General features: G+C 65.5%; 19 protein-coding genes. 18 read left to right on the forward strand and 1 reads right to left on the reverse strand.

The features are described 5' to 3' along the window. Positions 1-32 precede the first annotated feature (32 nt). Positions 33-1,124, reverse strand: coding sequence for a Gfo/Idh/MocA family protein (locus VW23_RS10845; protein WP_069909586.1), 1,092 nt, complete (start codon positions 1,122-1,124; stop codon positions 33-35). A gap of 176 nt (positions 1,125-1,300) precedes the next feature. Here VW23_RS10845 and VW23_RS10850 point away from each other — a divergent pair, with 176 nt between their 5' ends. From VW23_RS10850 to VW23_RS10935, 18 genes are all read left to right on the forward strand, one after another. Continuing rightward, on the forward strand, positions 1,301-2,890 hold the full coding sequence (locus VW23_RS10850) for a hypothetical protein (RefSeq protein WP_069909587.1): 1,590 nt from the start codon (positions 1,301-1,303) through the stop codon (positions 2,888-2,890). A gap of 8 nt (positions 2,891-2,898) precedes the next feature. After that, complete coding sequence (locus tag VW23_RS10855; protein ID WP_069909588.1) at positions 2,899-3,795, forward strand: amidohydrolase family protein; 897 nt, start codon at positions 2,899-2,901, stop codon at positions 3,793-3,795. Between the two features lie 44 nt (positions 3,796-3,839). After that, positions 3,840-4,877 carry a LacI family DNA-binding transcriptional regulator gene (locus tag VW23_RS10860; RefSeq protein WP_069909589.1) on the forward strand — a complete coding sequence of 346 codons (1,038 nt, stop codon included), beginning with the start codon at positions 3,840-3,842 and terminating at the stop codon, positions 4,875-4,877. Positions 4,878-5,286: 409 nt separating this feature from the next. After that, positions 5,287-5,967, forward strand: coding sequence for an RraA family protein (locus tag VW23_RS10865; RefSeq protein WP_244513501.1), 681 nt, complete (start codon positions 5,287-5,289; stop codon positions 5,965-5,967). After that, entirely contained in the window at positions 5,967-6,998 is a 1,032-nt protein-coding gene (locus tag VW23_RS10870; RefSeq protein WP_069909590.1) for an ABC transporter permease, read from the forward strand. Before VW23_RS10865 ends, VW23_RS10870 begins: the two co-directional genes overlap by 1 nt. A 69-nt stretch (positions 6,999-7,067) precedes the next feature. Next, positions 7,068-8,048: a substrate-binding domain-containing protein gene (locus VW23_RS10875; protein ID WP_069909591.1), complete on the forward strand. Its 981-nt coding sequence runs from the start codon at positions 7,068-7,070 to the stop codon at positions 8,046-8,048. Between the two features lie 67 nt (positions 8,049-8,115). Further along, entirely contained in the window at positions 8,116-8,889 is a 774-nt protein-coding gene (locus tag VW23_RS10880) for an ATP-binding cassette domain-containing protein (protein ID WP_069909592.1), read from the forward strand. Positions 8,890-9,032: 143 nt separating this feature from the next. Beyond that, on the forward strand, positions 9,033-9,644 hold the full coding sequence (locus VW23_RS10885; RefSeq protein WP_069909602.1) for a glutathione S-transferase family protein: 612 nt from the start codon (positions 9,033-9,035) through the stop codon (positions 9,642-9,644). A 317-nt stretch (positions 9,645-9,961) separates the two neighbouring features. After that, positions 9,962-10,753, forward strand: coding sequence for an IclR family transcriptional regulator (locus VW23_RS10890; protein ID WP_069909593.1), 792 nt, complete (start codon positions 9,962-9,964; stop codon positions 10,751-10,753). A gap of 17 nt (positions 10,754-10,770) precedes the next feature. Beyond that, positions 10,771-11,076, forward strand: a complete 306-nt coding sequence (locus VW23_RS10895; RefSeq protein WP_069909603.1) for an L-rhamnose mutarotase — start codon at positions 10,771-10,773, stop codon at positions 11,074-11,076. A gap of 7 nt (positions 11,077-11,083) precedes the next feature. Further along, positions 11,084-11,965: an amidohydrolase family protein gene (locus VW23_RS10900; protein ID WP_201788037.1), complete on the forward strand. Its 882-nt coding sequence runs from the start codon at positions 11,084-11,086 to the stop codon at positions 11,963-11,965. A 38-nt stretch (positions 11,966-12,003) separates the two neighbouring features. Continuing rightward, on the forward strand, positions 12,004-13,188 hold the full coding sequence (locus VW23_RS10905) for an enolase C-terminal domain-like protein (protein WP_069909594.1): 1,185 nt from the start codon (positions 12,004-12,006) through the stop codon (positions 13,186-13,188). Positions 13,189-13,427: 239 nt separating this feature from the next. Beyond that, positions 13,428-15,209 carry an ABC transporter substrate-binding protein gene (locus VW23_RS10910; RefSeq protein WP_069909595.1) on the forward strand — a complete coding sequence of 594 codons (1,782 nt, stop codon included), beginning with the start codon at positions 13,428-13,430 and terminating at the stop codon, positions 15,207-15,209. A gap of 291 nt (positions 15,210-15,500) precedes the next feature. Continuing rightward, the gene (locus tag VW23_RS10915) at positions 15,501-16,505 is read left to right on the forward strand and encodes an ABC transporter permease (protein WP_069909596.1); all 1,005 of its coding nucleotides are present in this window, start codon (positions 15,501-15,503) and stop codon (positions 16,503-16,505) included. Continuing rightward, a complete protein-coding gene (locus VW23_RS10920) occupies positions 16,502-17,362 on the forward strand; it encodes an ABC transporter permease (RefSeq protein ID WP_069909597.1) in 861 nt (286 codons plus the stop codon). Before VW23_RS10915 ends, VW23_RS10920 begins: the two co-directional genes overlap by 4 nt. Next, entirely contained in the window at positions 17,362-18,390 is a 1,029-nt protein-coding gene (locus VW23_RS10925; protein WP_069909598.1) for an ABC transporter ATP-binding protein, read from the forward strand. The genes VW23_RS10920 and VW23_RS10925 overlap by 1 nt, the downstream gene beginning before the upstream one ends. Continuing rightward, on the forward strand, positions 18,387-19,409 hold the full coding sequence (locus tag VW23_RS10930) for an ABC transporter ATP-binding protein (RefSeq protein ID WP_069909599.1): 1,023 nt from the start codon (positions 18,387-18,389) through the stop codon (positions 19,407-19,409). Before VW23_RS10925 ends, VW23_RS10930 begins: the two co-directional genes overlap by 4 nt. Positions 19,410-19,437: 28 nt before the next feature. Next, positions 19,438-20,463 (forward strand): aldo/keto reductase, encoded by a 1,026-nt coding sequence (locus VW23_RS10935; protein ID WP_069909600.1) that lies wholly within the window; start codon positions 19,438-19,440, stop codon positions 20,461-20,463. The last annotated feature ends 126 nt before the right edge of the window (positions 20,464-20,589 follow it).

Raw genomic sequence — 20,589 nt, forward strand, 5'->3', positions numbered from 1 at the left:
GGAGGATAACTGCACGGCCGGTACTCGCGCCCTCACACCCCCTCCGGCACCACCCCGCCCTGCCGGCTCGATTTCAGCGCCGCGTCGACCAGCGCCATGGTCCTGATCGAGTCGTGCACGTCGGTGTCGAGCACCGTGTCCTCACCGGCGACGAAGCGTTGCAGGTTCGCCATGACGAAGCCGAAGGCGTCCGGCACCCGCTCGCCACCGACCAGCGGCACCGTCGTCCACGGCACGCCGGTGATGGTCATTTCCAGCGTCTCAGGCACCGGCTTCACGTAGTCGACCAGATAGCCGACGGTGAGATGGGCGCAGCCCGCCGTGCCCTCGACCCGGATCGTCGCCTCGATATGCTCGGGTCCGTAATTGTAGGTGTGGTTGAGCGACAGTGCGCAGCGCACCCGGTCGCCATAGTCGAGGATGATCGAGGAGCGCGCATCGGCCAACGTCGGGTAGCGCGGGTGTTTCACCGCCTTGGCATAGACGCTCTCGGGTTCGCCGAGCAGCGAGCGGATCCAGTCCATATAGTGGATCGAGTGCAGCGGGATCTCCACCGCATCGAGATGCGGAATGAAGCTCCACAGTTCCCACGGCATATAGACCGCGAGCCGCACCTCGACCTCGACGATCTCGCCGAGCAGGCCCTTGCGCGCCGCATCGCGGATCGCCAGCATCGAGGGGGTGAAGCGCAACTGGAAGTTGGTGGCCGCGGTAATCGAACGCTGGTCGATCGCCGCGACGATTTTGCGCGCAGTGGCGAGGTCCGGCCCCACCGGCTTCTGCAGCAGCGCCGCGCTGTTGGTGGGAAGCTGTTCGACGGTGCCGAGCAGCACCGCCGGCGGCAGCGCCAGGTCGAAAATCCCGTCGGTGCCGCAGGCGGCGATCGCCGCCGCCAGCGTCGGGTGCACCACCTCGACGCCGAAATCCTTCGCCAGGGCCTTCGCCGTCTCCGGGTTCACGTCGAAAATCCCGGCGACCGGCAGGCCCATTTTCCGGTAGGCCGGCAGGTGCCCGTCGCGGACGATTCCGCCGGCGCCGATAATGGTGATCGGCCGCGGCCGGCTCGGCATCGGCCAGACCTGCTGCAGGTCGGCAAGGGCAGCGGGGAACGTCGTCGAGGTCATGAGGTCTCCATCACGCGGTCGGTGCAGCAGCCCGGAAACAGGCTCGGTTCGAACGCGTCAATTATCACTGGCGATAGTTGATGTTGATATTTGATAGAAGCGCTGCTTAACTCTGTCAAGGATCGCTGCCATGCTGCGGCAGGTCCAGACGACCACCAACGGGAGGATTTCACGCAATGGCCATCGACGGCGAGGACCATCACCCACACGCGGCGCGACGTCTGCGCGAGAGCTTCGGCGCTGAGCTGCCGAACCTGCGGCTGGTGCTTGATCCGGAGCTGGCCGAGGGCGAATTCGCGATCGCGACGCGCGACGGCACCCTCGAGGTGCGCGGCGGTCCGTTCTCCGGCGTCATCTATGGCGTCGAGGAGATCATCCAGCGCTCGTCCGGCAGGCTCGATCTCGCCGCCTGGACCAGTGCGGTCACCGGCAAGCCCGGTCTCGCCTATCGCACCTTCTGGACCTGGGACCACTCGACCAACTGGGAACTGTCGCAGATTGGCCAGCAGGAGATCGGCGTTTTCAACCCCTTTCAGAAGCCGCCCGGCGGCTTTCTCGCCGACTACAAGCGGCTGGTGGATTTCTGCGCCATCAACCGCATCGGCGGCATCACCGTCTATGGCTTCCTGCGCGACAGCCATGGCGGCATCGAAGCGGCGAAGGAACTCTGCCGCTATGGCAATGAGCGCGGCGTGCGCATCATCCCCGGCATCGCCATCGGTGCCTATGGCGGCGTCTATTGGGAGGGCAAGCACAAGTACAACCTTGCCACCTGGCTGAAAGCCAACCCGCAGCATGCGGCCAAGATGGAGAAGGATGTCGGTTTCCAGATCGCCGACCTCGCCTTCCCGCTCAACTTCCCGCATTCCGATTACACCGTCAGCGCCTGCCCGAGCGCTCCCGAGGTGATCGCGTGGATGGAGGAGGCCGTCGCCTGGCTGGCCGAAACCTTTGAGATCGGCGGCATCAATATCGAAAGCGGCGACTATGGCGTCTGCGGTTGCGAGCGCTGCGTCGCCCGCCGCGCCAATGACGCCGAAGCCGCCCGCCGCAAGGATGACCACGGCGATTCCTGGTCGCATACCGACATGGCCGAGAACTTCCCGCGGCTCTATCGCGCTGCCAAGGCCAAGCGCCCCGACCTCTGGATCTATTGCGAAATGCAGTGGGACAACCTGCTCGATCCGGTGGCGACCCAGGCGCAGCACCGGCTGCCGAAAGGCGCCATCTACCAGCACACCGCCAATCGCAGTTTCTGGAAGCGGCTGAGGACGGAGCTCGCGACCGACTATGTGCAAAGCCTCCCCACCCAGCCCAACGTGCTGCGCTGCCAGTTCGCCTGCCAGTGGAACGGCGACGAGCGCACCGAGCGCTATGCCTTCAATGCGAAAACCTTCGCCGATATGTCGGTGCGTGGACATGAACTCGGCATGGAGGGGCTGACCGTCTGGGGCGAGCCGTCGGACTACTATGCCACGGTGGAGCTCAGCTATCTCGCCTTCTCACGCTTCGGCTGGGACCCGACGCTCAGTTGGGACGACTTCGTCGCCCGTGAGCTGGCGCCGCGGCTCGGTGGACAACAGCAGGCCGAGCGCTTCATCGCCATCGCCGAGGAAGTCGATGCCAACCAGACCCTGCCGGTGGCACGCCTCACCGAATTGCAGGGCGAAGCGTTGCGGATCATGGCATTGCTGGACGGTGAGCCGGCGCGTCGCTGGCTGACGCTGGGCGAGCAGATCAGCCGCCGCCGCTATATGGGACGCTAGACGATAATATGCGCGACGCGACTGGGCTTTATGCCGGGCCGATCATCGACCCGCACCACCATCTCTTCGACCGCTCGCTCGACAAGCACCCCTGGCTGCGCGGCGCTACCGGCGTGCTGGCTCAGAGTTGCCTGCCGGCCGACTATCTGCGCGATACCGCCGGATACAACATCGTCGGCACCGTGCATGTCGAAGCCGGCTGGGAGCCAGGCGAGCCCTTCGCCGAACTCGACTGGCTCGATGCATTGGAAAAACCCGACTGGATGGCGCGCCGCTATGTCGGCAACGCCATCCTCGAAGCGCCGGAGACGCCTGCGATCCTCGATCGCTATGCCGCACACGGCAAGGTCGTCGGCATCCGCGACATCCTCAGCTGGCACCCCGATCCGGCACGCTCATTCTCCCGGGACCGTCACCGGATGAGCAGCCCGGCCTGGCAGGCGGGCCTCCGGCACCTCGATACACTCGGGCTGTCGTTCGACCTGATGATCTCGCCCTGGCAGGCCAGCGAGGCGCTGGAGCTGGCGCGGGCCTTCCCCAATCTGCAGTTCATCATCAACCACTGCGGCTCGCCTTTCGATCGCACCGATGAGGGCATGGCGCATTGGCGGGCCGGGCTCACTGCCCTTGCCAGCGCTCCCAACGTCGCGATCAAGGTCTCGGACCTCGTCGCCTACGACCCGAACTGGAGCCTCGACAGTCTCCGCCCGGTGGTGCTCGATTGCCTCGCCGCCTTCGGCTCCGAGCGCACCATGCTGGCGAGCGACCATCCGGTGCTTGGTCTCGCCGCGACCTTCGACCAGGCTTATGGGGCCTTCAAGCTGATCCTCAAGGAACTTTCCGACGACGAGTCGCAGGCGGTTTTCTGGAAGAATGCCAACCGGCTCTATCGCATTGGGATGTAACGATATATGTATCTCGTCAGTATTCCGATGAGGTGATTTCCGCGATGAGCGGTGACGAGCGGCGGCCGCGGGCAACAATCAAGGATGTGGCGAAGGCCGCCGAGGTTTCACCGATGACGGTGTCCAACGTCATCAATGGCCGCATGCAGTTCGTCAGCGCCGCCACCAAGAAGCGGGTGGAGCGTGAGATCGAGCGCTTGGGCTATCGCCGCTCCTCCAATGCCCGCAACCTGCGCGTCTCCGAGCAGCGCTCGATCGGCATGGTGATCGTCGACGAGTCCCCGGCCTTCCTCGCCGATTTCTTCACCTGCCAGGTGGTGGCGGGGCTGGCCAACGTGCTGAACCATGCCGATTACACCCTCACCATCCAGGGCATGCCCGGGGCCGAACTGGCGCAGTCGATGATCATGCGCAATTTCGAGGTCGCCGGCTTCTGCGCCATGATCTCCGGGCCCAAGCCCGAGCGCCTCGCCGCCATCGAACGGCTGGCCGATCTCAACCAGCCGGTGGTGGTGTTCCAGCAGGAACTGCCAGGCGCCGGCGCCGATATCTGCACGGTGCGCCAGGATGATCGGGGCGGCGGCCGGCTGATCGGCGATCATCTCCTCGCCCGCCGGGTGACCGATATCCTGGCGGTGATCCCGCGCCAGCCCTGGCCCGCCGTGGAGAACCGCGTCGCCGGCATCCGCGACAGCATCGCCGCGGCCGGCAGCACTGCGGAGGTGACGGTGCTCGAGGCCGCCAGCGAGTCCTTCGCCGACGTGCAGGCGGCCTTTGCCGCCTATCTCGACAGCCACCCCCTGCCCGGCGCCGTGGTCGGCGCCAATGATCCGGTGGCGACCGCGGCAATGCTGCTGCTGACCGACCGCGGGGTGCGCGTGCCCGAGGATATCCGGGTCGTCGGCTTCAACGGCTTCGAGGCGCATCGCTATGCCCGGCCGCACATGACCACGGTGCTCTCCCCCGCCTACGCCGTCGGCGAACGCGCCGGCGAAGCCATGCTGGCCCGCCTCAAATCCGGCAACTTCGCCCACCCCGACCACGTGCTGCCGGTGGTGTTCGACCCGGGGTTTACGACGTAGGGGCACAGGCCTCTCCGTGATCCTCCCCCGCGTGACAGGGGAGGAAACCACCAGAGCCACCGGCAGCGCAGCGGTGGCCTTCTCCCCTTGTGGGAGAAGGTGGCCGAAGGCCGGATGAGGGGTCCCGCGGCACGAAGTGTCGCGAGACCGGAGCGTAGCGACGGGCTACGAGTACGCGGAGAGATACCCCTCATCCGCCCTTCGGGCACCTCCGGGCGAGGGCTGCGCCCTCGTCCCGCGACCACAAGGGGAGAAGGCACTCCCCTTCGGCCGGTGACTCTCATGGGTCCCCATGTTCACACCCCTCACAACCCCGCTTGACTCGGCTCCTACATTTAACGTTACATGTAACATCTCGTACCGCTGCGCCGACTGCCGCGGCCCACCTCGCAGAAAGGGCGTTATCCCCGTGACTTCCGAGTTTACCCCGCGCCACAACCCGCCGCTGCCAGAGGGCTGGCAGCAGCTCTACTCCGCCGTGCTGAGCGACGCGCTCGATGCCATCGGCATCTGGAATCAGGCGATGTCGCCGCGCATCCGGCCGCTCGACGAGAGCCTGAAGCTCTGCGGCCGGGCCCGCACCGGCCAGTACATGGAAGTGCCGTTCGTCGCCGAGGGGGAGAACCCCTATGAGCTCGAGATCGCGATCGTCGACGACCTGAAGCCGGGCGACGTGGCGGTGTTCTCCTGCGGCGGCTCCTCGCGCATTGCGCCGTGGGGGAGTCTCCTCTCCACCGCCACCCATGCCCGCGGCGCTGCCGGCTGCGTCACCGATGGCTTCGTGCGCGATATCCTCGGCATCCGCGAGCTGGCGCTGCCGGTGTTCCATGCCGGCATCGCCCCGCTCGACTCCAAGGGTCGCGGCCAGATCCAGGCCGTCGATGTGCCGGTTATCGTCGACGGCGTCCGGGTCGAGCCGGGTGACCTGGTGTTCGGTGATGCCGATGGCGTCGTCGTGGTGCCGCAGGCGGTCGAAGCCGAAGTGCTCGGGCGCGCCTTCGACAAGGTCAACGGCGAGCACCATTCGATGAACGAACTGCGCGCCGGCGGCTTCCTGCGCGACGTCTTCGCCAGATACGGGGTTCTCTGATGTCTGCCGGAGCCCATGTAACGCCAACACGCTCCAACCCGGTGGCGAGCTTCTTCAAGATCGAAGGCACCGCCACCGCCCTGGTCTTCGTGGTGCTGATCGTGGTGTTCATGCTCACCGCGCCGCGCGCCTTCCTCGGCTACCGCGTCTACATGAGCTTCATGGCCTCGGTGCCGCCGCCGCTGATCATCGCGCTCGGCCTGACGCTGGTGGCGACCGCCGGTGAGATGGATTTGAGCTTTCCATCCGTCATCGCCTTCGCCAGCTACGTCTTCGCCTTCCTGTTCCAGCAATATGACATGACCTGGCTGGCGCTGATCGCCGCGCTCGCGACCGGTACCGTCATGGGCTTCGTCAACGGCCTCGTCGTCACCAAGCTCGGCATCCCTTCGATGATTGCCACCCTGGCGATGATGTTCCTGTGGGGCGGGCTGGTCACCGTGGTGTCGAACGGCGTCACCGTCGCCATCCCCGATATCGACGGCACGCTCATCCAGGCCATCATGGTCGGCCGCATCGGCGGCATCGTGCCGGCCCAGATGCTGTGGGCCATCGCGCTCTCGATCCTGGTCTGGCACCTGCTCAACCGGCACCGGTTCGGTGAAAACATCCTGTTCATCGGCGACAGCCTGAAGGTGGCCAAGGTCGTCGGCATCCAGATCGACCGCGAAAAGATCAAGCTGTTCACCCTGATGGGGTTCCTGTCGGCGCTGGCCGGCGTCTTCCTCACCGTCGAGACCACCACCTACTTCAACCAGCAGGGCCAGGGTTACCTCCTCACCGTGATCGCCGCCGTGTTCATCGGCGGCACCTCGATCTTCGGCGGCTCCGGCAAGATCGTCGGCACGGTCTTCGCCTCGCTCATCGTCGCCGTCATCGAAGCCGGTCTCGTCGCCAGTGGCGTGCAGGGCTTCTGGACGCGCGTCTTCATCGGTCTCGTCTTCATCATCTCCGTGGTGATGAACACCGCCATCGAGGACCCCGACAAGGTGCCTCTGATCAAGTCCGTGCGCTCGCGCCTGCGGCAGTGAAAACCACCCGGCCGGGGCGGGGGTTAAGGCTTCCGGTCGGGACCACAAAAAATAGGGAAAGGAACAATCATGAAGTCTATTTTCAAAGGCCTCGCCGGCCTCGCCATGGGCGCTGCGCTGGTCGCGGCCCCGCTCGCTGCCATCGCCCAGGAGGCGGTCGACAGCGGCATGACCATCTACTTCCAGCTCGGCGGCAACCCCGGAGACAGCGCCACGCTGGCCCGTGAGCTCGGCGCCCGCGACGCCGCCCGCATCCTCAAGGTCGACCTGAAGGAACAGCATGCCGGCTGGGATCCGCAGAAGATGCTGGTGCAGGCCAACGAGGCGCTGGCCGCCGCGCCCGACGCCATCATCGTCATGGGTCACCCCGGCACCGACGCGATGACCTCGTTCATCAACAAGGCGAAGGAAGCCGGCATCGTCGTGGTGACGAACAACAACGCCCTGCCCGGCACCTCGATGAGCTATTTCGGCCTCGACAATTACGGCGCCGGCCGGAACCTCGCGAGCCTCACCATCGACAAAGGCGGGCTCAAGGAAGGCGACAAGGTCGTGGTTTATGGCGCCTTCATCGAAGGCGCTCCGGGCAGTGATGTCGCCAAGGGCACTTCGGAAGTGCTGACCGAAAACAAGATCGCCTTCGACGCCCTGCAATGGTCGAACGAAGCGGTGGCCGACCCGTCGCTCTCTGTGCCGGTGCTGGTCGCCTATCTCGAAGCCAACCCCGATACCAAGGCTATCATCGTCCCCGGCCATAGCGGCATCACCGCCGTGCTCGGCAAAGTCCTCGCCGATGCGGGCAAGCAACCCGGCGAAGTCCTCGCCTCGGGCTTCGACATCTCGGCCGGCGCCATTCAAGGCCTCAAGGACGGCTACATCACCGTGGTGCTCGACCAGCAGCCGTACCTGCAAGGCTTCATGCCGGTGGTCGCCGCGGTGCTCGAAAAGAAATACGGCCTCGCCGGCCTGAACCTCAATACCGGCGGCGGCTCGGTGACCAAGGACAATGTCGAGGCGCTGGAAGCGCTGGTGAAAACCGGCATCCGGTAACTCCCGGTGGCGCCGTTGCTGACCCGGCGGCGCCACTCCCCTACCCCCTGTGCATTGGACCCACGAAATGACATCCACCCCGATCGTCCGGCTCGAGAATGTTCGCAAGCAGTACGGCAAGGTCGTCAGCCTGAAGAACGTCACGCTCGAGATCGGCGCCAACGAGATCGTCGGGCTGATCGGCGATAACGGCGCCGGCAAATCGACCCTGATCAAGGTGCTGACCGGCGTGGAGCAGCCCTCGAGCGGCACCATCTATGTGCGCGGCCAGAAGATCGATGCGGCGAGCTACTCGGTGAAGGAAGCCCACAAGCTGAAGATCGAGACCGTCTACCAGGACTCTTCGCTGGGCGAAAAGCAGCCGCTGTGGCGCAACTTCTTCGTCGGCCGGCCGCTCACCAACCGCTTCGGCTTCATCGACGTGAAGGCCGAAAAGCGCATCGCCAATGAGATCATGCGCTCGACCATCGGCTTTCGCGGCGTCGGCATCGATGTCGATACCCCGGTGAGCCGGCTCTCCGGCGGCGAGCGCCAGGGCGTCGCCATCGGCCGCGCCATGCATTTCGACAGCGACCTGATCGTGCTCGACGAGCCGACAGTGGCGCTGGCGCTGAAGGAAGTGAACAAGGTGCTGGACTTCATCCGTTCGATCAAGGCGGGCGGCCGCAGCTGCATCTACATCGAGCACAACATCCACCACGTGCACGAAGTCTGCGACCGGCTGGTGGTGCTCGACCGCGGCGAGATCGCCCTCGATGCCCCGACCGCATCGCTGACCTACACCGAACTCACCGATTTCCTGATGTCGCTGCATAAGCCGGCCGTCGCTGCTGCCAACTAGGCAGCACGGCCGCCTGGCGAAGCGGCTTCGCTCGGGATGTGGGATGCCTCGAGCTGCTGAGACCACGATGTCGAATTGCGCCTGAGATGATCGACCAACCGGGAAGGCGCCGTGGTGGCGCCGCTTTCCGGAAGGGTTCGATCATGCGCAGGCTCTACTACACCCACAACATCAACCCGCGCGTCGCCGTGGCCACGGCGCGCTATCTCAAGGCGCCGGTCGAGTTTATCCGTATCCAGCCCAAGGGCGCCGACGAGGAGATGATCCGACCGTTCAACCCCAACACGCTGGCGCCGGTGCTGGTCGAAGACGACGGCACCAGCCTGTGGGAGACCGATGCGATCACCCTGCGGCTCGCGAAACTCACCGGCTCGGATTTCTGGCAGACCGACCGGCTCGATGAGATGCTGCAATGGGTGAGCTGGAGCGCCCACCATTTCACCCGCGCCGGCGGCACCTACGCCTTCGAGAATGTCACTATGGTCAACGTGCCCGGCTGGACCAGGAACGTCGCGGCGCTCGCCGAAGCCGAGGCGGATCTTCGCCAGCTTGGCCCGATCCTCGACCGGGTGCTTGCGGGGCGCGACTGGCTGGTCGGCAGCCGGTTGAGCTATGCCGATTTCCGTGTGGCCACCGCCCTGCCCTTTGCCGAAGCGGCTGGCATCCCGATTGATGGTTACGGTAACATCCGGCGCTGGTATGATCGACTGAACCAGCTCGAGGCGTGGCGCGAGCCGTTTGCCGGGCTCGCCTGAGCGGCGTTCCACATTGTAGAATATATCTAATCCGAACAAGCACTTACCACTCACGCGACGTAAGTCTTAGACCGTTCTCGGTTGACTCACCTCAGGTGAAGGCGTTCACTATTGGAACGCCGCATTCCACCCATGGAACAAAAATCGGGGGGTGCGGCTCCGAGGAGAGGGAGGCCGGTCAAGCGGCAGACCATGCGGTCGGCACGCATCAGCGGGTGCGTGAACGCCGAAGGTTTGCCCGCCGGTAAGGCGCGACTGTGAACACGCTGTTCGAGCGATGTATCGACGACGCCACCTGCACCTGTGCGGGGCACTAGATGTCGAGCATCAAGCGCGCCATCCAGGTTCTCGATCTGCTTGCCCGCAAGGGTGGGCTCGGGGTGCGTGCGGTGGCCCAGCAACTGGCCCTGCCGGTCGGCTCGGTGCATCGGCTGCTGATCGACCTCGCCGATGAGGGCGTGGTCGAGCGCAACGCCGAGGGCGGCTGGCAACTGTCCTACCGGCTGCTGGCCATCACCGACCTGCAGCTCGATGGCGTCGCCTTTCCGCGATTGGCCCGGCCATTCTGTGAATCGATCGCCGAAAAGACCCGCGAGACGGTGAACGTCAACGTGCTGAGCGGCGAAGGGTGCGTGTGCATCGACAAGGTGCGCGGCAACGAGGGCATGCAGCTCGATTGGCGCATTGGTTCGCGCGGGCCGCTCTATTGCGGCGGCAGCGCCAAGGCCATCCTCGCCTTTCTCGGCGAAGCCGACCAGCAGCGCGTGCTGGAGCAGCCGATGACCACCTTCACCCGCTACACCATCACCGACCCCGCCGAGCTCCGCGCCGAGCTCGCCCGCATCAGGAAGCGCGGCTATTCGATCGACAACCAGGAAGTGGTGGTGGGCGTATTCTGCGTCGGCGTACCGATCGTCGATCGGCTCGGCCGGCCGGTCGGCGCCATGTCGATTTCCGGTCCCGCTCCCAAGGCGCCCGGCGCGGCGATCCAGCCGCAGGTCGATCTCCTGAACGAAGCAGCGGGCACCGTCAGCAAGCGGCTCGGCTATGGCGGCCAGTGGCCGCCGCAGCAGGCCGGCGAACGGGCGCTGGCCACATCAACAACCTGACTGAGGATATGACGACGATGCGATCCGCATGGGTGATGAAACTGAAGCCCGGCCAGGAAGCCGAATACAAGCGCAAGCACGACGAGATCTGGCCCGAAATGGTGGCGCTGCTGAAGAGCCAGGGCGTCTCCAACTACACCATCTACCGCTACGACCTGCTGCTCTTCGCCTATCTCGAAAAGCCCGACAACGCCCCGAGCCAGACCGAGGGCGTCGATCCGGTGGTGCTGAAGTGGTGGGAATGGATGGAGCCGCACATGGAGACCCATCCCGACGCCCGGCCTAAGTCGTGGCCGGTCGAACAAGTGTTCCGGCTGGATTGAGGTCGCCATGCTGAAGGTCGTCGATCCGCATATCCACCTGTGGGACCTCTGGACCCGTATCTACCCGCACTTCGAAAAGCCCGGCAAAGGCGGCGCCAATGCCGCGATCTCACGCAGCTACCTGCTCGAGGAATATCTCGAGGAAGGCGCCGACGAGATCGAGATCACCGGCGCGGTGCATGTCGAGGCTTTCCCCACCGATCCGGTGAAAGAGTCGGAAACCCTGCAGGCGGTGGCCGATCGCAGCCCGGTGCCGATCGTCTTGGTGGCGCATGGCGATCTCGCCGCGCCGGATTTCGGCGCTCTGCTCGACCGGCATTCCGGCTTCCCGATCATGCGCGGCATCCGCCAGGTGGTGAACCGCCACGCCGATCCCAAGCTCAACTACATCACCCGCGACCTGATGGATGAGCCGGGCTGGATCGGCGGGTTGCAGGAACTCGGCCGCCGCGGCCTGAGCTTCGACCTGCAGCTCTACCCGCACCAGATGGCGCAGGCGGCAAAGCTCGCCGGCGTCGCCTCGAACACCCAGATCATCCTCAACCATGCCGGCATGTGGGCCGACCGCGACCTCGCCGGCTGGAAAGCCTGGAAGGCGGGGATGCGTGAGCTCGCGGCGCGTCCCAACATCGCGGTCAAGATCAGCGGCCTCGGCATGCTCGATCGCAAATGGACCACCGAGAGCTTCCGTCCGCTGGTGCTGGAGACGCTCGAAATCTTCGGGCCGGAGCGCGCCATGTTCGCCTCGAACTTCCCGGTCGACAAGCTGACCAGCGATTTCCCGACGCTCTGGAAGGCCTTCGCCAAAATCACCGAAGGCGCCTCGGCAGCCGAGCGCGCCGGGCTGTTCGAGGGCAATGCCCGCAAGTTCTACCGCATCCCGGGCTGAGGCCGCCCGATCGAATAAGACGACCAGGAGATTTCTGAGTGAAGATCAAGAGTATCGAAGCCTTTGCCATCACCAACCCGATTGCCGGCGGCATTTACGACGAGGGCAAGGACAAGGTGACGGCGCGCCGGCCGCCCTGGACCAAGGACGCCGAAGTCGCGAACCCGATGTCGCGCTACCCGCGCTACAAGGCGCTGCGTTCGAGCTGGAACAACTCCTTCCCGGCGGTCGGCGTCATCGTCACCGCCGATGATGGCTCCTGGGGTTTTGGCGTCACCGGCTATGGCCAGCCCACCATCAGCCTGATCAACGACCATATCGGCCCGCTGCTCACCGACGAGAACGCTCTCGCCACCGAGAAGCTGTGGGACATGATGATGCGCATCACCTCGCCCTACTCCTCCTCGGGTCTCGCCTCCTATGCCATCAGCGGCATCGACCTGGCGCTGTGGGACCTGAAGGGCAAGGTGCTGAAGCTGCCGGTCTATGAACTTGCGGGCGGCGCCGCCCGCGACAAGCAGTTCTGCTACGCCACCGGCAACGATACCGACTGGCACATGGAGCTGGGCTTCAAGGCCACCAAGCTCGCCTGCCCCTACGGCACCGCCGATGGGCTGGAAGCGCTCGACAAGAACGAGGCCTTTGTCGGCAAGGCGCGCGAGCTGATCGGCCCGCATGTCGAGCTGATGCTCGATTGTTGGATGGCCTTCGACGTCGAGTTCGCGGTGCGCCTCGCCCACCGGCTGAAGCCGTTCAACCTCAAATGGATGGAAGACTGCCTGATCCCCGAGGATCACACCTCGCACAAGGCGCTGCGCGAGCGCCTGCCCTGGCAGACTCTGGCCACCGGCGAGCACTGGTACACCCCCTACACCTTCTTCGAGGCGGCCAAGGATCGCGTCGTCGATATCTTCCAGCCCGATATCAACTGGGTCGGCGGCTTCACCGCGGTGCAGAAGATCACCGCCATCGCCGATGCCTCGGGCCTCGAAGTGATCTGCCATGCCGGCATGAACACGCCCTACGGCCAGCACTTCAACTACTCGGCGCCCAACTCGCGCTGGGGCGAATATTTCGTCGGCGGCGCCCCCGGCATCCCGCTCAAGCACACCAACAACTACCCCGGCATGGCCGTCCCCAAGGACGGCTACGTCGTGGTCAGCGACGAGCCGGGCTTCGGCCATGGACTGAGCAAGGACGCCATCGAGAAGATGGCGCTCTGAATATGAGGAGGGACCAGGTGGGAGGCCTCAATGTTCCGGCCCACCCACCGGGTCATTCCCGCGAAAGCGGGAACCTCTGTTTTCTCGCAGGTTGCACCATCGCAAACGGAGATCCCTGCTTTCGCAGGGATGACCCGGTGGCTGAGGCGGCACCGGCGACCAAAGCACCAGGTGGCGAGGCCCTGCCCCGCCTCGGAAGAAATCAACGAGTGGCCGGAACCGGCCGGAGGAGGACCATTATGAACCGTGCATCCCTGAGGCAGCTTCTGCTCGGCGGCGCTATCGCGCTGCTGGCGGCGCCGCTGCTGGCATCGACTGCCTTTGCCCAGGTGGCCGACATGCCGCGCAACGAAACCCTGGTGCTGACCCCGTGGGGCGACCAGCCGGCGCAGTTCGCCAATACCGAGAACTGGCATCCGTACCTGAGCTCGATCACCCACCAGCGCGACGTGATGCAGATCACCATCAACGAGGCGCTGTTCTATACCAACCTCAATGACGGCACGCTGATCCCGTGGCAGGCCGAGAGCTTCGAATACGCGCCCGACTTCATGAGCGCCTCGATCAAGCTGCGTGACGGCGTCGAGTGGTCGGATGGCACCAAGTTCACTGCCGACGACGTGAAGTTCACCCTTGAAGCGGTGCGCGATGCGCCGCCGGAAATCGGTGGTTCCGCAGCGTTCAAGGAGTGGATCAAGGACGTCACCGTCGTCGATCCGCTGAACGTCACCATCAACTTCAACAAGGCGGCGCCGCGCTTCGTCCGCGACTTCCTGGCGCTCGGACACGAGAACCACTACCCGATCCTGCCCAAGCACATCTGGGAAGGTCAGGATATCGCGACCTTCACCAACTACGATCCGGCCAAGGGCTGGCCGGTCGGCACCGGCGCCTACAAGCTGGTCTCGACCACCAACCAGCAGGAGATCTTCGATCGCCGCGACGACTGGTGGGGCGCCAAGGTCGGCTTCCAGGATCTGCCGGCACCCAAGCGCATCACCCTGGTGCCGGTATCGAGCGATGACGCGATGGGCCAGCTGCACATCGCCAACCAGATCGATGGCGGCCGGCAGCTCTTGATCGGCACCTTCGAGGCGGCCCGCGCCCAGAACGACAAGCTGAGCTCCTGGAACCCGGAAGGCCCGAACTGGGGCGCTCCCGATGGCTGCGACTACTCGCTGGTGTTCAACCAGATGCGTGAGCCGTGGAACGACGTGAACGTGCGCTACGCGCTGAACTATGCCATCGACCGCGCCGCCATCAACGATATCGGCTACGAAGGCGGCCAGAAGCCGGTGACCTTCGCCTTCTCCAACTACATGGCCGGCACCTGGCTCGGCGAGGGCAGCCCGCTCAAGGCCGTGCTCGACAAGTATAATCTCGACAATCCCGACCCGGCCAAGGTCGAGGAGTACATGGGGAAGGCCGGCTACGCCAAGGACGCCAATGGCCTATGGGCCAAGGACGGCAAGCCGCTGACGGTCACCGTCCGCACCCCGGCCTTCATCCAGCCGACGCTGGCCCCGCTGACCCAGCAGTTCAAGAATGCCGGGTTCGACGCGGTGCAGGCTCCGGTGGATGACACCTGGCTGCCCGACATCCAGTCCGGCAACTTCGACACCATGATCTTCGTCCATTGCGGCAGCCTCTCGGAACCACTCGAGACGCTGCAGCACTACCACTCGAAGTTCGCCCGGCCGCTCGGCGAGAACATCCCGAACGCCGTTGCCGCCTCGCGTTACATGAACCCGGAATACGACAAGCTGATCGACGCCATGGACGCCGTCCCGGCCGATACCGATCCGAACTCCGAGTACATGAAGAACGCCGTCGCGGCCCTCGACATCGCCCTGCGCGACCTGCCGCAGATCGACCTGCTCGAGGAATACCACGTGGTGACCTTCAACAACACTTACTGGACCGGCTGGCCCTCCGCCGCCGACCCGTACGTCGCCCCGTACACCCCGTGGGAAGCGTTCAACGTGGTGATCCACAACCTGAAGCCGACCGGCGCGCCGTAAGCGCCGGGCAGTGATCGCGCGGATGGCGGCTGATGGCTGCCATCCGCAACCACTCTCCACCAGGACTCTGCCCGTGATACAAAGCGCTGCCCCACCCACCGGGCTAACCCCTCACCCGTCTCGGCCTTTCGGCCGATCCACCCTCTCCCCGACGGGGAGAGGAACAGAGGTGATCACCGATGCTGCGGGATTCTTCTCCCCGTCGGGGTCGAGGGACGAGGGCGTAGCCCTCGCCCGGAGGTGGCGCGTAGCGCCGGATGAGGGGAAAGCCACGATCGTGGGAGAGCCGCTGTGAGCAAGGAACTCCTCCGCTACCTGCTCACCCGCTTCGGCCAGCTGCTGCTGATCATCTTCGTCGCAGTGAGCATCAACTTCATCATTCCGCGCCTGCTGCCCGGCGACCCGGTGCAGACGGCCCTGGCCCGGCTGCAGGCCACCGGTGGCGCGCAGAACGTCGATATCCAGGCGGTCTCGGCCGCCTATCGCGCCAAATACGGGCTCGATGCGCCGATCCTCGAGCAGTATTTCAACTACTGGCTCGACCTGTTCCAGCTCGACCTCGGGGTGTCGTTCGCCAACTTCCCCGAAAAGGTCTCGACCATGATCGGCAATGCGCTGCCCTGGTCGGTGACGCTGCTGGCGGTCGCTACCTTGATCGCCTTCAGCGTCGGCTCGCTGCTCGGTGCACGGCTCGCCTGGCCAGGCTCGGGGCGCACCATCAAGTCGATCGTGCCCTTGATGATGATCCTCACCTCGATCCCGTTCTACCTGTTGGCGATCATCCTCATCTATTTCTTCGCCGTGGTGCTGAAGTGGTTCCCGCCCGCCGGCGGCGTCGACACCACCCGCATCATGCGGCTCGACTGGGCCACTACCGAGGATATCCTGAGGCACGCGTTCCTCCCCTGCCTCGCCATTATCCTCGGAAATGTCGGCTTCTGGGCCCTCGGCATGCGCTCCCAGATGGTCTCGGTGCTGGGCGAGGATTACATCACCTTCGCCGAGGCCAAGGGCCTCCATCCGAACCGGATCTTCGTCTGGTACGGCATGCGCAACGCGCTGCTGGCGCAGGTCACCGCGCTGGCGCTGTCGCTCGGCTCGGTGGTTTCCGGCGCCGTGCTGGTCGAGGTGATCTTCAACTATCCGGGGCTCGGCTCGCTCCTCTATGTGGCGATCCGCGGCCAGGATTACTTCGTCATCCAGGGCGTAGTGCTGATGCTCATCGTCTCGCTGGCGGTGCTGCTGTTCCTCGTCGACCTGATCTACCCCCTGCTTGACCCGAGGATTCGGCGATGAACCTGCTCAGCTCCCTTCGCCGCAACTACGAACAGGGCCGGATCAGCGGCGTGCTGCTGCTCGGCCTCGGCATTCTCGCCGCCATCCTGTTGTTCAGCGCCATCGGCCCGTTCTTCGTCGATGCGGTGAACGCCCAGGTCGGCGCCGTGCGGCCACGCAAGCCCCCCGGCCCCGAGTATTTCCTCGGCACGGATTCCCAAGGGCGCGACATGTGGACCCTGCTGATCTACGCCACCCCCAACACGCTGAAGATGGGGCTGATCGCCGGCTTTATCGGCGTCGGCTTCGGCACCGCGCTCGGGCTGATTGCCGGGCATTTCGGCGGCATCGTCGACGCGGTGATCCGGGTGATCTCCGATGCGCTCTTGACCGTGCCGGCCATCGCCATCCTCGTCATCATCGCCGGCAATATCGACCGCATGACCACGCTGGTGATGGCGCTGGTGGTGGCCTCGCTCGGCTGGATGTTCACCACCCGCACGGTGCGGGCGCAGGTGCTCACCATCCGCGAGAAATCCTATGTCGAGGTGGCGCGGGTGAACGGCGAGAGCCAGTGGGAGATCCTCTTCACCGAGATCATGCCCAACCTGATGCCCTATATCGTCGCGAGCTTCGTCGGCACCGTCTCGGGCTCGATCCTCGCCGTCATCGGCCTCGAGGCGCTCGGCCTCGGCGCGCTCGACGAGATGACGCTCGGCAACACCATCTACTGGAGCCAGCAATCCTCGGCGGTGCTGCGCGGCTACTGGTGGTGGTGGGGGCCGCCGATCGTGGTGATCGCCGCGATTTTCATTGGTCTGTTCCTGACATCCGTCGGCTTCGACCGCTTCGCCAACCCCAAGCTGGCCAAACGCTGATGACCGACAAGACCAAACCCATCCTCGTCGTCGAGGAGCTGAACGTCCATTACGACACCGGCAAAGGCCCGGCCAAGGCGGTGAGCGATGTGTCGTTCTCGCTGCTCCCCGGCGAGCGGCTGGGGCTGATCGGCGAAAGCGGCTCGGGCAAGACCACCATGGCGACGGCGCTGATGCGCCTCACCCGGGCGCCCGGCCGCATCGCCGGCGGCTCGGTCAAGCTCGATGGCCGCGACATCCTGAAGATGAGCACCAGGGAGTTGCGCGAGACCCGGCTGCGCGACATCGCGCTGATCCCGCAGGGGGCGATGAGTTCGCTCAACCCGGTGATGCGGCTCGAAGAGCAGATGATCGACGCCATCGTCGCCCACAAGCCCGGGATGCGGCGGGCCGAGCTCGATGCCCGGGTGCAGGAACTCTTGAAGAATGTCGGCCTCGCCCCGGAAGTGGCGCGTCGTTACCCACATGAACTGTCGGGCGGCATGAAGCAGCGCGCCGCCATGGCCATCGCCACTTCGCTCTCGCCCAAGGTGATCGTCGCGGACGAACCGACCAGTGCGCTCGACGTGGTGGTGCAGCGCCAGGTGATGCAGACGCTGGGCCGCCTGCAGGATGGGCTCGGCGCCGCCGTCGTCCTCATCGGCCACGACATGGGGCTGATCGCCCAGTTCGCCGACACGGTGGGCGTGATGTATGCGGGCAAGCTCGTCGAGATCGGGCCGGTACGCCAGATGATCGAGAGCCCCAAGCACCCCTACACCCGGTTGCTGGTCGATAGCCTACCCGGCATCGAGGTGAAGCGCGAACTCACCGGCATCCCCGGCCTGCCGCCGCCGCTGGTCGACCTGCCGCCCGGCTGCAGCTTCAACCCGCGCTGCCCGCTCGCCTTCGATCGCTGCGTCCGCGAGACGCCGCTGTTGCAGGAGGTGGCGCCCGGCCAGAGTGCTGCCTGCCACCTCTATCCCGAGCACGCGGCCTTGCCGCCACTGCCGCCGATGACTCGTGCCCACCAGGAGCTCCGCCCGTGAGCGCACTCATTGAAATGCGTGGCGTCACCAAGACCTATGGCGCCTTCACGGCGCTCAATGACGTCACCCTGTCGCTGTCCGATACCAGCCCGTCGATGACCGCCGTGGCCGGCGAAAGCGGCAGCGGCAAGACCACGCTGGCGCGGATGATGCTGGGCTTCATCAACCCCTCGCATGGCCAGGTGCTGTACCAGGGCAAGGATGTGGCCAGGATGACCGGCGCCGAGCAGCGGCAGTTCCGCCGCGAGGTGCAGCCGGTGTTCCAGGATCCGTTCGACGTCTTCAACCCGTTCTACCGGATCGACCACGTGCTCGAGACCCCGGTGAAGCGCTACAAGCTGGCCGACAGTGACACGAAGGCCCGCGCCATGATCGAGGACGCGCTGAAGCGCGTCGGTTTGAGGCCGCAGGACACGCTCGGCCGCTTTCCGCACGAGCTGTCGGGCGGCCAGCGCCAGCGCATCATGGTGGCCCGCGCCGTGCTGCTCCGGCCCCGGCTGATCATCGCCGACGAGCCGGTTTCGATGGTCGATGCCTCGCTCCGCGCCACCATCCTCGACGAGCTGAAGACGCTGAACCGCGAGCTCGGGATCTCGATCGTCTACATCACCCACGACCTGACCACCGCCTTCCAGATCTGCGACAACATCATGATCCTCTATCGCGGCAACGTCTCGGAAGCCGGGGCGGTCGAGCGGGTGATCGGCGCGCCCAAACACCCCTACTCGCAGTTGCTGGTCTCCTCGATCCCGCTGCCGGATCTTTCCAAGGCCTGGGGCGGCGAGGAGATCCCGGTGTCGGAAGCCTCGGCGGCGCGGCCCAACCCCGGCTGCAAATTCGCGCCACGCTGCCCGCATGTCATGGAGATGTGCTGGGACAACCTGCCGCCGAAATACGTGCCGGACAGCGAACGGCTCGCCACCTGCTTCCTCTATCGCGACGCCCCGGTTGCGGCGAGCGACGACGTGGCCTCGGTGTTCCGCCCGCCCAACCATTCGATCACCACTACTGCCCCCTGATTTTCGTCCCCAACCGATTGCCACGACCATGTCCATAACACTCACCGACCGGCATCGCGTCGGCTCCACCGCCCTCGAACTGCCGCCCATGGGGTTTGGCGCCGCGCATCTGGGCGGCATGTACCACCGCGTTTCCGGCGAGACCGCACACGCCACGCTGAAGGCCGCCTGGGATGGCGGCGTGCGCTATTTCGACAGCGCCCCGTTCTATGGTCGTGGCCTCAGCGAGCACCGGGTCGGCGATTTCCTCATCGACCAGCCGCGCGACCAATTCATGCTGACCACCAAGGTCGGCCGCTATTTCCGCCGCCCGGCCGACCCGAAAACCTTCGACCGCACCCCATGGGGCGGCGGGCTGAACATGGAGATCGTCTGGGACTACAGCTACGATGGGGTGATGCGCTCCTATGAGCAGAGCCTGCTCCGGCTCGGCCTCGACAGCGTCGATGCGCTCCTGATCCACGACCCCGAAGCCTCGCTCGCCAGCAACCCCGACGGACCGCGCATGGAAGACATGGTGCGGAGCGGCATCAAGGCGCTCGAGGAGCTGAAGGCCTCCGGCCAGATCAAGGCCATCGGCATGGGCCTCAACGCCGCCCCGTCGCTCCTCAGTTTCGCCGCGCAGGTGCCGCTCGACTTCACTATCGTCGCCATGCCCTACACCCTGCTCGACCAGGCGGCGCTGGGCACCGGCCTGAAGCGCTGCCTCGAGCACAACATCTCGGTGATCATCGGCGCCCCCTACGCCTCCGGCATCCTCGCCACCGGCCCCGGGCCAACCGCCCGCTACGGCTACGGCATCGCCTCCGACGCCGTGCAGGACAAGGTCCGCCGCACCCAGGCCGTGTGTGCCAGGCACGACGTCTCGCTGCAAGCCGCCGCGCTGCAGTTCCCATTGGCGCATCCGGCGGTAGTGTCGGTCATCCCCGGCGGCGCCAGGCCGGAGGAAGTGACGAGCAATATCGGGTATTTGCAGGAGGAGATTCCGGCAGGGTTCTGGGCGGAGCTCAAGGCGGCAGGGTTGATCGATGCTGAGGCGCCGGTGCCGGTGTAAGAGGGGCACGATCTCTCCGTAATCCTCCCCCGCGTGGCGGGGGAGGGGGACCGCCGAAGGCGGTGGAGGGGGCGGCAAGACTCGCAGGCTTTGGCTCCCCCCTCCACCAGCTTCGCTGGTCCCCCT

The sequence above is a fragment of the Devosia insulae DS-56 genome (assembly GCF_000970465.2).
GTDB lineage: Bacteria > Pseudomonadota > Alphaproteobacteria > Rhizobiales > Devosiaceae > Devosia_A > Devosia_A insulae.